This window comes from Novosphingobium flavum, assembly GCF_014230315.1.
Taxonomy (GTDB): Bacteria; Pseudomonadota; Alphaproteobacteria; order Sphingomonadales; family Sphingomonadaceae; genus Novosphingobium; species Novosphingobium flavum.
This window is the reverse complement of sequence record NZ_JACLAW010000001.1, coordinates 379,291-392,791: the sequence shown is the minus strand read 5'-3', so window position 1 is coordinate 392,791 and position 13,501 is coordinate 379,291. Positions and strand designations below refer to the sequence as shown.

Annotated in this window: 7 protein-coding genes; 5 read left to right on the top strand and 2 right to left on the bottom strand. The window is 65.6% G+C overall.

Features of this window, described 5'->3' with window-relative positions:
• The first annotated feature begins 100 nt into the window (after nt 1–100).
• The 3 genes from H7F51_RS01665 to H7F51_RS01655 are packed head-to-tail and all read left to right on the top strand — an operon-like array spanning nt 101 to nt 4,833.
• The gene (locus tag H7F51_RS01665; RefSeq protein WP_185662458.1) at nt 101–928 is read left to right on the top strand and encodes a phosphogluconate dehydrogenase C-terminal domain-containing protein; all 828 of its coding nucleotides are present in this window, start codon (nt 101–103) and stop codon (nt 926–928) included.
• A gap of 28 nt (nt 929–956) precedes the next feature.
• Nucleotides 957–2,576 (top strand): alpha-L-fucosidase, encoded by a 1,620-nt coding sequence (locus H7F51_RS01660; protein WP_185662457.1) that lies wholly within the window; start codon nt 957–959, stop codon nt 2,574–2,576.
• Between the two features lie 25 nt (nt 2,577–2,601).
• Nucleotides 2,602–4,833: a hypothetical protein gene (locus H7F51_RS01655; protein WP_185662456.1), complete on the top strand. Its 2,232-nt coding sequence runs from the start codon at nt 2,602–2,604 to the stop codon at nt 4,831–4,833.
• Between the two features lie 9 nt (nt 4,834–4,842).
• Here H7F51_RS01655 and H7F51_RS01650 read toward each other — a convergent pair whose 3' ends face one another.
• Both H7F51_RS01650 and H7F51_RS01645 read right to left on the bottom strand, forming a co-directional pair.
• The gene (locus H7F51_RS01650; protein ID WP_185662455.1) at nt 4,843–6,051 is read right to left on the bottom strand and encodes an SGNH/GDSL hydrolase family protein; all 1,209 of its coding nucleotides are present in this window, start codon (nt 6,049–6,051) and stop codon (nt 4,843–4,845) included.
• The gene (locus tag H7F51_RS01645; RefSeq protein WP_185662454.1) at nt 6,048–8,159 is read right to left on the bottom strand and encodes a beta-galactosidase; all 2,112 of its coding nucleotides are present in this window, start codon (nt 8,157–8,159) and stop codon (nt 6,048–6,050) included. Before H7F51_RS01645 ends, H7F51_RS01650 begins: the two co-directional genes overlap by 4 nt.
• 142 nt (nt 8,160–8,301) lie before the next feature.
• Here H7F51_RS01645 and H7F51_RS01640 point away from each other — a divergent pair, with 142 nt between their 5' ends.
• Complete coding sequence (locus H7F51_RS01640) at nt 8,302–12,387, top strand: glycosyl hydrolase (RefSeq protein WP_185662453.1); 4,086 nt, start codon at nt 8,302–8,304, stop codon at nt 12,385–12,387.
• Nucleotides 12,384–13,403 (top strand): aldo/keto reductase, encoded by a 1,020-nt coding sequence (locus H7F51_RS01635; protein WP_185662452.1) that lies wholly within the window; start codon nt 12,384–12,386, stop codon nt 13,401–13,403. The genes H7F51_RS01640 and H7F51_RS01635 overlap by 4 nt, the downstream gene beginning before the upstream one ends.
• Nucleotides 13,404–13,501 lie beyond the last annotated feature (98 nt).

Below are 13,501 nucleotides of genomic sequence, written 5' to 3'. Positions count from 1 at the left end.
CAACTTCCCAGCGGTGCCGCAATCGAGCGAGGTTGGCAAACACTTGCGCAACTCATCATACCATTATACCATGTGACATCCAGTGGAGGAGAGAACTGTCATGGTGGCAATCGCGCTGTTCGGCGCTGGCGGGAAAATGGGCCTGCGGCTTTCCCGCAACCTTCAGGGGAGCGCCTACGACGTTCGCCATGTCGAGCCGAGCGAGGCTGGCCGGGTTCGGCTCAGCGAGGAACTGGGCGTTACCTGTACTGAGCAGGCCGCCGCGCTGGACGGGGTTGACGTCGTTGTCCTTGCGGTGCCCGACATCCACGTCGGGGCCGTAGCACACGAGATTTCTCCCGCCCTGCCGGCCGGGACCATGGTCATGGCGCTCGATGCCGCCGCCCCCTTTGCCGGGCACCTGCCCGCGCGCGACGATCTCACCTATTTCGTCACCCATCCCTGCCATCCCCCCATCTTCAGCGACGAGACAGACCCCGCGGCTCGCGCAGACCGCTTCGGCGGGCTTCACGCCCGGCAAAGCATCGTGAACGCCTTGATGCAGGGTCCCGAAGACCATTTTGCCCTTGGTGAGGCCATCGCCCGGACGATCTGGGCGCCGATCCTGCGCTCACACCGGGTAAACGTGGAGCAGATGGCCCTGCTTGAGCCGGGCCTGTCGGAAACAGTCTGCGCCACGCTGCTCGACACCATGCGCGAGGCGATGGACGAAGTCGTGGCGCGCGGCGTTCCGGCAGAGGCCGCGCGGGATTTCCTGCTTGGCCACATGAACATTCTGGCGGCGGTGATCTTCAAGCAGGTGCCGGGCCAGTTTTCCGATGCCTGCAACAAGGCGATACAGTTCGGGAAACCGGCCCTGCTGCGCGATGACTGGAAGAAGGTGTTCGAACCGGCCGAACTGGCCATGAGCATCGCCCGGATCACCTGACGCACCCCGAGAAAAGCGGGAGAGAAAAATGAAAAGATCTGCGCGCCGACACAGCCGGCTGCTGCATGCCTGTGCCGCGCTGGGGGCGGTCCTTGCTGCCGGTAACGCCAGCCATGCGATCGCGGCCGAGCCGGCCAACTATTCCGCCGCCGTTGCAGACCGGTTGCAGACCGTTCGCAAGGGCATTGCACACGGCCCGTTCAGGCCCGACTGGGACAACCTGCGCCGAGGTTACCGCACGCCGGACTGGTTCCGCGACGCCAAGTTCGGGATCTTCATCCACTGGGGCGTCTACTCGGTCCCGGCCTTCGCGAACGAGTGGTATTCCCGCAATATGTACGTTCCGGGCAACCCGGCGTACCAGCACCATCTCGCCATCTACGGCCCTCAGGCGCAGTTCGGCTACAAGGACTTCATCCCGCGCTTTACCGCGGCAAAGTTCGACCCGGCCGCCTGGATCCGCCTCTTCCAGGAAGCAGGCGCGCGGTACGTCGTCCCTGTGGCGGAGCATTGCGATGGCTTCGCCATGTACTCTTCGGACCTCACCGGGTGGGACGCGGCGGACATGGGTCCACGACGCGACACGACGGGCGAGATCGCCCGGGCGGCACGGGCCGCCGGCATGCACTTCGGCCTGTCCTCTCACCGGGCGGAGCATTGGTGGTGGTACTACATGGGCCGCACCTTCGATTCCGACGTGAAGGACCCGCGCTTCGCCGGGATCTATGGTCCGGCCGCGCCCATGGGCCTCCCCGCCGATCGTCCGGAGAGCTGGCCGGACGGTGAGCAACTGCAAGGCTGGCTGCCGCCGGACCGTGCCTTCCTTGACGACTGGATGGCCCGCACAGCCGAGTTGGTGGACAAGTATCGGCCCGAGTTGATCTATTTCGACTGGTGGACGGCAGCGCCTTCGTTCGAGCCGCTGATGCGCGAGACGGCAGCCTTTTATTACAACCGCTCGGCCGGGTGGGGCCGCCCCGGCATCATTGCCTACAAGGGCTCTCAATTCGCCGAAGGCAGCGCGCTGTTCGACATGGAGCGCGGCAAGACCGACGCCCTGAAGCTGACCCCGTGGCAGTCCGACACCTCGATTAGCGTGAAAAGCTGGGGCTATGCCGCAAACGACAGCTACCGCACCCCCCAGTCACTGGTGGCTGACCTCATCGACATCGTCAGCAAGAACGGAAACCTGCTGCTCAACGTCGGACCGAAAGCGGACGGCACCATTCCCTCGGAGATCGAAGCTGTCCTGCACGGAATGGGGGGCTGGCTGAAGGTGAATGGCGAGGCGATCTATAGCACTCGCCCCTTCCACTTCTTCGGCGAAGGACCGACCCGTTCGGGCCAGGTACGCGTGGGCGGGCAGGTCGAGGAGTCCGCCGTAAAGGGCTATACCCCGGCCGACATCCGCTTCACCACGAAAGGCGATTCCCTCTATGCGCTGGGCCTGTCGCGCCCTCGGGACGGGGTCGTGCTGATCAAGACACTCTATGCCGGCACGCCATATCTGTCGGCACCGATCCGGCAGGTCGACCTGCTTGGCGGCGGACAGATCAGCTGGGAACAAACCGCAACGGGCCTGCGGGTCACCCTGCCCCCGGCGGGGGACGGAGCCTATCCCTATGCGCTGAAGATCAGACTGCGCTGACAGCGCGGCAATTCGGGAGGTACGGATGTCGAGGATCAACAAGCCCGGCGCACTTGCGGTGGCAATGGCGCTGGCGAGTACGGCCGTGGCCGGCGTGGCGGCAGCGCAGGACATTGCGATGCAGCCCTTCACCGTCGATCACGAAGCACGCCGGGATTCCGGGGCAGACGCGCGTTTCCTGCTGGATGGGCCGGCCGGCAGCCATGGCTTCATCGAGGTGCGGGGTGGCCACCTCTATCGCGCCGATGGACAACGGTTCCGCTGCTGGGGCGTCAACCTTACAGGATGGACCATCGGCGGCGAGGAGATCCCTTCGCACAAGGACGCGGAAACCTATGCCGGCGCGCTCGCCAGGCTGGGGGTCAACTGCGTGCGGATGCACTTCCTTGACCGGCCGGACTCCGTTTCCCCCATGCGTGACGGTGGATCCGGCCTCGGCCCGAAGGCAGGGCCTTTCACCCATGCGCCTCGCGGTTTGATACGCGATGGAAACACCAGCCGCGAACTGAACCCGCAGCAGTTGGAACGGCTCGACTACTGGTTCGCCCAGCTCAAGAAGAATGGCATTTACGTCAATTTCAACCTGAACGTCGGCCGGGTCTTTCGCCCCGGTGACGGGGTGCCCGATGTCGATCTGATCGGCAACGCGAAGGCATATACCTATTTCGGCCCGGAACTCGTGGCCCTGCAAAAGGAGTATGCCCGGCAATTACTGGGGCACCAGAATCCTTACACCGGCCTTCGCTATGCCGACGATCCCGCCGTGATGACGGTGGAGGTGGTGAACGAAAATTCGCTCCTTGAGTTCTGGATGCGCAACTGGCTGCGCGGTGAACGCCAGCAGGGCGGCGCAAACCTTCAGCTCGACATGAGCCCGCACTACCAGTCGCTGCTGACCAGCATGTACAATGAGTGGCTGGCCCGGAACCGCACGCAGGCGCAGATCGCCGCCTTGCGCGGAATGGCCGGAGTTGCTGCCGGCCAGCAGGTTCCCCTGATGCGGCGCGGGGACCATCCGGACGCACCGCGCCTGCGGCTGGATGCCGAACTGGCCTTCATCACCCAGGTCGAAATCGATTTTCACGCGGATATGAAACGGTTCCTGCGCGAGGAACTTGGCGTGAAGGCCCCGATCGTGCCGACCGCCGACCACACTTATTTCATCGCCAATCAGCCCCTGATGCGAACCGCCATCCGGTCGGACATCATGGATGCCCATGTTTACTGGCAGCACCCCGCGATCTATGGCCGGCGCAACGAGCCCATGGTGAACAGCCCCGGCACGTCGATCATTCAGAAGCTGGCCCGCAGCGCCGTGGTTGGCAAGCCGTTCACCGTCAGCGAAGTGAACCATCCCTTCCCCAGCGAATACGGCGCAGAGATGATCCCCATCCTCGCCTCCTATGCGGCCTTGCAGGACTGGGACGGCATATTCTTCTATACCTTCGAAACGAAGATCAGCGGCCAATGGCAGCCGGCCATCGCCGATTACTTCGACATGACGCTCGATCCCGTGAAAATGGCGCAGATGCCGGTCGGAGCCATGCTGTTCCTGCGGGGTGATGTCGCCGCAGCGAACCAGGTCGTCACGCGCGCCTATTCGACCGACCAGATCAGCGAGGCGGCCCGGATGCCGCGCGCCGCGATGCCTTATTACACTCCGGGCTTCGATCCCGCCATACCGCTGACCCACGGATCACGTGTCTCGTGTCTCGATTGCAAGCCCTCCCTGCCGGCTGCCCTTCCGCCCGCGAATCCGATCGTGTCGGATACCGGCCAGCTCAGTTGGAAAACCACAGACGGCAAACAGGGCATTTTCAGGGTGGACACGCCCCGCAGCCAGGCGCTGGTCGGTTTCGTAGAGGCGAACCCGGCAATGCAGACCCGGCACCTTTCGGCTGACATCCGCAACACCTTCGCCGCGATCACCCTGTCATCGCTTGACGGGAAGCCGGTTCAGCTCGCGAACCGGTTGCTACTGACGGTGACCAGCCGAACCCAGAACACCGGGGTACAATGGGATGCACGCCGCTCCATGCTGACCGACTGGGGCACCGCCCCCACCCTGATCGAGCCCGTGACCGGCTGGGTCCAGCTCAAGGACCTTGAAGGTGCGGTCGGCGTGTTTGCCCAGCCGCTGGATGGCGCGGCGCGTCCAATCGGCAAGGAAATTTCCGCCAAGATGATCGAGCCCGGCTGGGAAATTCCCGTCGGCACCCCCGCGACCACAACCTATCTCATCCGGGTTGAACGCTGACCCGTCTGGTCATGGACAGCCTTGCCGAAGGATTGCGGGCAAGGCTGTCCGGGCCATGCGGGCGTAACCCACATCGTTCGGGTGCAGGTGATCGCCAACCTGTTCCGCGAGCCGCATGACCTTGGGTTGGCCCGGCTCCCCCATGGCGACGTCGAAGTCGATCAGGCCGTCAAAACGGCGCGCGTTGGCGCGGATCCATGCATTCACCTCGAGGCGCCGCTCCTCCGCGGCGCCGTCTGCATAGGCCGCGCCCTCGAACGGCAACAGGGTGCCAACGATCACGCGCAGACCCTGCGCCTGCGCCCTTGCCAGCAGTTGCTCGTAGGCTGCGATGATTTCGCTGGCTGCGGGCTGCCGCTCGGCCGGATCGCGGACCTTCCCGATATCGTTGATCCCTTCCAGAATCACGATGTGCGTTGCGCCGGGGACCGACAGCACATCGCGGTCGAAGCGCGCCAGACCATTAGGCCCGCGCCCGGTGTTCAGCAGCCGGTTGCCGCTGATGCCGACATTGGCGACCGCCCAGCATCGGCCGCGACGGTCGGCCGCGAGCATCCGTCCGAGCTGGTCCGGCCAGCTCATCGCCTGCCCGGGAGTGGCGCCGGCCCCCTCGGTGATGGAATCGCCATAGGTGACGAGAACCCGGCGCGCCGCCGTGCCTGACAGTTCGAGCGCGCTGACGATGCCCGCTGCGCGGACCCGCCGGGCACGCGGCAAGGTGGTTGCCCCCACCACGTTGCCGCTGGCAAGATCGACCATCTGAGCGTGGGCCGGCGGCGTTGCCTCGTCTGGAAAGTAGACCGAAACCGCAAGGCGTTCACCCGCTGCCACGGGATAGTCGACCGGATCGGAGAGAAGAGGCGCCCGCGCCGGTATCCGCGCCGCCTGCGCGCCGCCAAACGTCAGCATGCGCAGGCTTCCAGCCACCGGGACCCCGGCCCCATCGATCCGGACCACCGATGCGGCTCCGATCCGCAAGGGATCGTCCGCCAGTTCGTTCGTCAACCTCACCCGCAGCTGCCGGGCGGCGATACCCGCGCGCAGGTCCTGCCGCACCGTTTCGTCCTTCAGCGGCCGGCCGATTCCAAGGTTATCGCGGCTGTTCGGCTCGTAGGCGATGGGCGGGGCAGACCAGCCGGGGACCCATTGCTCCTTGTCCGGGGTCGCACCGACAAGGAACAGCGCGCCAGCTGCCAGGGAAAGGGCCTGAGCTTTCATCGTGCATCCTTTTGCAATTCAAACCAGGCCACCCCGTGAGCGGCCAATTGTCCGTCGACCCAGTCCCCTCCCCTCAGGGCAGCCGAGGCGGGTAGAGACATCGGGTGCGGCTCACTTCCGTGGTTGATCGCGATCAGCACGCGCTTGCCGCCGCCGGCGCGGACCGCCACCTCAACATCCGCAGGCGTGTCCGGAATGAAAGGCGCGATCCCTTTTTCGGCAAGCAGCCCTGCCATGAGCTGCGCCATCGGCACCGGATCGAGCCAGGCTCCGACATAGGTGATGCTACCCCGCCCCACCCGGCGGGTGACGATGGCCGGCTTGCCATCGAGCCAGCCCCCGCTGTCGGCATAGGTGGCGATAATCTTCACGTCGCGCGCCAGCGGGACCATTTCCTCTGCCCAGATCGTTGCCCCTCCCTGCACGGCGCCGGCGATCTTCACCCCTTCGTCCAGAGCGTGATACTGCGCCACTTCCGCCCCCAGCAGCGAGCGAAGCGGGCCGGGCTGCCTCTGCGGCCACAGGGCGTTGGCATCGTCCCGCATCCCCGAACGCGGCCCGAGCACAAGGTTGCCTCCTGCCCGCACATAGCCCGCGAGCGCGTCGGCCTGGCGCTGGTCCAACACCATGAGATCCGGCGCGACTACAAGGCGATAGGCGGAAAGGTTTGCGCCGGGCGAGATGACGTCCACGCCCTGCGCCTGAACCCGCAGCGGCCGATAAAACGCGGTGAAGGCCTTTACAGGGTCGAAGTCTCGATGATGGCGTTGCAGGTCTATTGCCCAGCGGCTGTCATAGGAAAACAGCATGGCGACTTTGGCTAATGGCGTCGTGTCCGCCAGCAGGTTTGCGGCTGAGTTCAACTCCGTGGCGGTGCGGGCGATTTCGGGCTGGATGGGGCTTGGCCGGCCGTCCTGCCCGAGCACCGCGCCGTGATAGGTTTCCTGCCCGTTGGGCGCTGGCCGCCACTGCCAGTACAACACCGCATCGGCGCCGTGCCCTATGGCTTGCCATGCCATTTCGCGCACCTGCCCGGGATCGAGCGCGCGGTTTACGCCCGCCCAGTCAACACGCCCGGGCTGGGTTTCCATGAGCCAGAAATTGCGCTGGCGGTAGCCCCGAACGAGGTCGTGGTTCGCGCCGTTGGCCACCCAGTCGGGTCGTCCCTCGGGGATGTAATTGTCCCATGCCGCCAGATCGAGACCGCGGTGCATCTCGAAGTGGTCAAACCCGGCGTTCCAGAACATCGTGTTCGTGGTGATGAAAGCCCTTGGGTCCACGAGCGGACGGAGCGCCTTCGCCTGGCTCTGCACGTAGTCGGTCCACATGAAGCTGGCAAAGTGCTTGAAATCGAGCAGCAGACCCGGGTTCTGCTGCCCGCTTGCGCGCAGGGGGACCTGCTCGAAGCTGTTGTAATGCTGGCTCCAGTACTGCGTGGCCCAGCGCCGGTTCAGCGTCTCGATCGTGCCGTACCGCTTCTGCAGGAAGGCGTGCCACGCATTGACAGCTTCCTGATCGAACGATGGCGGGCCGACCTCGTTGTCGATCTGCCAGCCCACCACCGCGGGGTCATGGCCATAGCGCCGAGCGAGTTCGGTGGCGATCCGGCGGCAGAATTCGCGGTATCGCGCGCTGGCAAAGGAGAAGTGCCGCCGCCCGCCGTGCCCGGCCCGGACACCGTTTTCGTCAACCCGCAGAACCTCGGGGTAGGCGGCCGTGAGCCAGGCCGGCGGCGCTGCGGTGGGAGTGCCGATCACCACCATCATTCCGTGGCGCCGTGCGGCAGCTATGGCGCGGTCCAGCCAGTCGAAATCGAACCGGCCTTCTGCAGGCTCCATCCGGCTCCATGCAAATTCGCCGATCCGCACCGTGTTGAAACCCGATTGCCGCATCAGGCTCAGGTCGGCTTCCCACTGCGCCTCTGGCCACTGTTCGGGATACCAGGCGGTTCCGACGGCAATGGCGGGCTTGTCGGCAAAGGCCGTGGCGCGCTGCGGGAAGGTCTGCTCCGAGCTTGCCCAAGCCGCTCCTTCGCCGCCTGCACCCGCTGTGCAAAGGGTGAGCAACGCCACTGCAACGGTGCCGAACGGGCTTTGCCGGCCATTCATCCATCCCCTCGCTTTCGTTCTTTTTCGTTTTATGTCGTTTTGCTACTAATGCCGTCGGAATCAGGTGCTGCCAAGGGCTATTATCGCTCCGCATGGAACGGGCGCTCTTTCACAACAAGGCAGGCCGCAGAGGGTGAGAGGCATGGCAGGCAGAGGGAAGTGGCTGGCGGGATGCGTGCTCGCGCTCTCGGTGAGCAGTGCGGGCGCGCAGGGACAGGCCGCGCCGGAAGGCCGGCCGGACGGCCCTTCTGCTGCAGAATTCCGCAATCCGCCGCCAGAAACGCGGCCGGGCACGTTCTACCACTGGATGAACGGCAACGTGACCCAGGCCGGGATCGATGCCGACCTTACCGCCATGCACGATGTCGGGATCGGTAGCGTCATGGTGTTCGATGGCAGCAACGATGTGCCCAAGGGGCCTGTCGACTACCTGAGCCGGGATTGGTTCGGCCTGATGACCCACATGATGGACAAGGCGGCCGAACTGGGCATCAAGGTCGGTGTCCACAATGCCCCGGGGTGGTCCTCGTCAGGCGGTCCGTGGATCACGCCGGAACGCTCGATGCAGCAGGCGGTCTGGACTGAAACCACCGTCAGCGGCGGGCGGTCGATTACCGTCAGGCTGGCCCAACCCTATACGAAGCTTGGCTTTTATCGCGATGCCGCCGTGATCGCCTACCCCGCCAGTTCCGGAGACGACGCCGTCTATCTGGATGCGATCCAGTCCATGCAGGCTACGGGCGACGTTGCCCCCGGCATCCTGACGGATCGCGATCTCCACACCTCGGTCCGGATCGGCCCGACCGCCCCGCTGATCGTGAAGATGCGCGCGCCGTTTACCGCGAGCGCGGTGACGCTTTACGCCGGTCCCGACTCCGGCCCGTTCTCTACGACGGTCGAAGCGTCGGTCGACGGCCAAGACTGGACCCGCCTCGCCGCTGCGGGCGCTCCCGCCCAGCCGGAGCGCGGGATCGAGGCGCCTGCGACGGTGAACTTTCCCCCGATTGCGGCACGTTACTTCCGGATCACGCCGGCGGCGCCGCTGGTGCTGGCCGAAGCCCTGTTTCACGCTAGCCCCCGCCTGCCGGGCTGGGAACTGAAGGGTGAGCACCTCTTCCGCATGAGTCCGGCTGTGGAAGTTCACCCGTCGGGCCGACCAGCCGACTCCATCGACCCCAGCAAGGTGATCGACCTGACCGCGAGGGTGGACGCGGGCGGAGTCCTGCGCTGGACCCCGCCGCCGGGCCGCTGGACGGTCCTGCGGTTCGGCCACACCACCACGGGCCATCTCAACGTCGCGGCGTCCGACAGCGGCCGGGGGCTAGAGGTCGACAAGTTCGATCGGGCGGCGGTCGATTTCCAGTTCGACAGCACGATAGGGCGTCTGGCCCGGGCAGCGGGCAAGCATCTGGGCACGACCTTCGATCGCGTGATGATCGACAGCTACGAAGCCGGCCTGCAGAACTGGACAGCCGGACTGCCCGCCGAGTTCAAGGCGCGGACCGGCTACTCCCTCGTCCCCTATCTACCCGCTCTGACCGGCCGCGTGGTGGGGGACAGCGACACGTCCGAACGCTTCCTGTTCGATTTTCGTCGCACCCTCGCCGACCTGATGGCGGAGAACTATTATGGCAGGATGCAGACCCGCGCCCAGGCGCTCGGCCTGCACTTCTACGCGGAGCCCTATGGCCCCGGGCCGTTCGATTCCCTGCAGGTGTCCGGCCGCACCGAAGTGCCGACCAGCGAGTTCTGGACCCGCACTCCGTGGACGGACAACCGTACGCTCAAGATGGTCTCGTCCGCCGCCCACGTTTATGGCCGGCCGGTTGTTGCGGCCGAAAGTTTTACGGGCGAGGCGCAGACGAGCCGATGGCAGGACTATCCCTATGCCATGAAGGCGCTGGGCGACCAGATGTTCGCACTGGGCCTGAACCAGATCATCTTCCACCGCTATGCCCATCAGCCAAACCCCACCGCGGCGCCGGGCATGACAATGGGTCCGTGGGGGATCAATCTGGACCGGTCGAACACATGGTTCGCCCAGGCGAAGCCGTGGATGGAATACCTTTCGCGGGCGCAGTACCTGCTCCGTCAGGGCACCTATGTCGCCGACGTGCTGTTCTTTACCGGGGAGGAGACGCCCTATCAGGCTGAATATGTCCGCCCCGACGTGTCGCCCGACGCCAACCCGCGCATCGGCCAGTATTTCGATCCGCAGATTCCGCCCGGCTACAGCTACGATCTGGTCAACGCGGAAGTTCTGCTGACCCAGGCGACGGTGCGAAACGGCCGCATTGTCCTTCCGGACGGCGCAGAATACCGCCTGCTGGTGTTGCCTGCGACGCTGTCCAGCATGACGCCGCAACTTGCCGCGCGCCTCCGGCAACTGGCGGAGCAAGGGGCGGCGGTGCTTGGCCCCCGGCCGGGGCATCCCCTCCCCCTTTCCGGAAAGGACGCCGACGACGCCGTATTTCGCGCCGATGTCGATGCCCTGTGGGGCACGGGCCGCGAGCCGCGCAAACATGGCGCAGGCTGGGTCTTTCCCGAAGGTGGCGTTCTTTCGGCGCTGACGACGCTTGGCGTGAGGCCGGACGCCGAGTGCCGCACCGCCAGTGCTGACGGGCAGGTGGTCTGGCTGCACCGCCGGATCGGCCCACGGGACCTCTACTTCGTTGCCAACCGCCAGCGCAGGGCCGAATCCGTCACCTGCAGCCTGCGCGTGGGCCGCGCCGTGCCCGAACTCTGGAACGCGGAAACCGGCACCATCTCGCACCCTGCGCTGTTCACCAGCGATGACCAGAGAACCACCGTATCGTTCAACCTGCCCCCTGCGGGCTCGACATTCGTGATGCTGGGCCGAGAGGCGGCGCAAGGCGCACTTGGCTGGGCCGCGCTGAACGGCAAGCCCTTCGCGGGCCCAGCCCTGCCCGCGCCCGCGGTGGCCCCGGCCAGCGCTCCATCAGACAGCTTCACCCTGTCGCTCTGGGCAAAGCCGGACATCGACCTGCGTGCCATGCCTCGTGAATCCACGCAGGGGCGCATCGACGAGACTGGCAAGAACTACCTGATCAACGCGAGGTCCGGCAGCGACATCCACGGGGACGGGACGGCGATCGCCGGCCTGGCCCTTGGGCGGAATGGCGCCGTGGTCATAGAGCGTGGCTCCCCGCGGTCTGCACCCGCAGTCCTCGTCAGCCACACCCCTGTTTCGGGTTGGACCCATGTCGCGCTCGTCTATGACAAGGGTACACCGCGGCTTTACCTCGATGGCAAGCTGGTGCGCACCGGCCTTCCAAGCGGCAAGCGGGTGTTTGCCGGGGGAAATGATCCTCCCGCGCCGGTTGGCGTGACCTATTTCTTCGATGGAAACGCCTCGCCGCTGCGAACCGATGACCGCGCCTTCAGCGCGGCGGAAATCGAAGCCCTTGCCGCTGGCGGCCCTCCCGCGCCGGCGATCGGTCCGACTCCTGCCACGCTGGAAAGAGGTCCTGACGGGACACTTCAGGCCCTCGCCTGGGCGAGCGGCCGCTATACCACTGCCGATGGCAGCTCGGCGACAGCCCGGGTGCCCACACCCATAACGCTCGGCGGCGGCTGGGTCGTTTCGTTCGAGCCCGGTCGCGGCGCCCCCGATCAGATCCGGCTCACCGCGCTGGAAAGCCTGAGCCGTAATCCCGCCCCCTCTGTGCGCCATTTTTCGGGTACCGCCACCTACCGGCGAACCATCGAAGTCCCGGCGTCGGCCTTGGCCAAGGGACGGCGGGTGTTCCTCGATCTCGGGCGTGTAGAAGTGATCGCGGGCGTGCGCGTAAACGACGTGGACCTCGGCACCCTGTGGAAGGAGCCGTTCCGGGTCGACATTACCGATGCGGTTCGACCCGGCCGAAACACAATCTCGCTTGCGGTCACGAACCTTTGGGCCAACCGCATGATCGGGGATGCCGCGCTGCCGGAGGAAGACCCCTACACCGATGCCGAATGGCCAATCGGCGAAGGCAAGCGGCAAGATGGCAGCCAGGGTCAGGTCATGGCCCGCAAGATCACCCGATTGCCCGCATGGTACACGGCCGGAGCGCCCAAGCCCGCCGGAGGGCGCGTCACTTTCAGCACCTGGACCTTCTACCGGCCGGATGAACCACTGCTCGACTCCGGGCTGCTTGGCCCCGTTCGGCTGGTCTTCGCCGATGAACTCACCTTCCGGAAACCTTCAGGACGAGGCGCGCGATGAAATATACCCTGCTCGGCAATACGGGGCTTATCGTCTCCCGCATGGCCTTCGGCGCGCTGACCCTGACGCGCGGGAACACGATGGGCGGAATAGCCAAGGTTCAGGGCGCCGATGCCGACCGACTGGTCGGGCAGGCGCTGGACGCCGGGATCAATTTCTTCGACACGGCCGATATCTATGCGGCGGGCCAGTCGGAAGAGGAGCTTGGGCGCGTTCTGGCTTCGGGTCGTGACAATGTGGTGATCGCCACAAAGGTCATGTCGCGCATGGGCGCGCCGCTGGTGCAGGCGGGCCTGAGCGCCCGCCACATCGCCTGGGCGGTGGACCAGAGCCTGCGCCGCCTCAAGACCGACTGGATCGACGTTTACATCGCGCACAACGATGACCCGCGCACTCCGCTGGAAGAAACGCTGGCCGCCCTCGATGCGGTCGTGCGATCGGGCAAGGCGCGCTATCTTGGCTTTTCCAACTGGCCTGCCTGGAAAGTGGCAGCCGCGCTCGAAATCCAGAAAGCGAGGGGATGGGCGCAGTTCACTCACGGCCAGATGTATTATTCCCTGCTTGGCAGGGACATAGAACGCGATCTCATGCCGATGCAGGATCGTTATGGCATCGGCATCACGGCGTGGAGTCCGCTTGCCGGCGGGTTCCTTTCAGGGAAATATCGGCAGGGCCAGGCGGCTGACCCTGCCGACCGCCTGGCTGCAGGCCAGCCGATCCCCTTCGATCCGGCGACCGGCTTTGCCGTGGTGGACCTATTGCGGGCCAGTGCGGCGGAACTTGGCGCTACACCGGCACAGGTGGCGCTCGCCTGGCTGCTGACTAGACCAATAGACAGCGTGATCCTCGGAGCGTCCCGGCGAGAGCAGCTGGCGGACAACCTCGGGGCGGTCAGCCTGGTCCTGCCGGCGGAGGTGGTGCAGCAGCTCGACGAACTGACCAGTCCGCCCGAGATCTACCCGCACTGGCATTGGCGCAATGCAGCCGACAGAGTGGCGCTAGACGCACTGGGCTGAGAATGCCGGAACGCTCGGCGCCAAGCACTACTCTTCCTATTTTTTCGTTTCACTTTCGATTGCTTTCGCATCCATGTCTGCCTATGATCCGGCAAAAC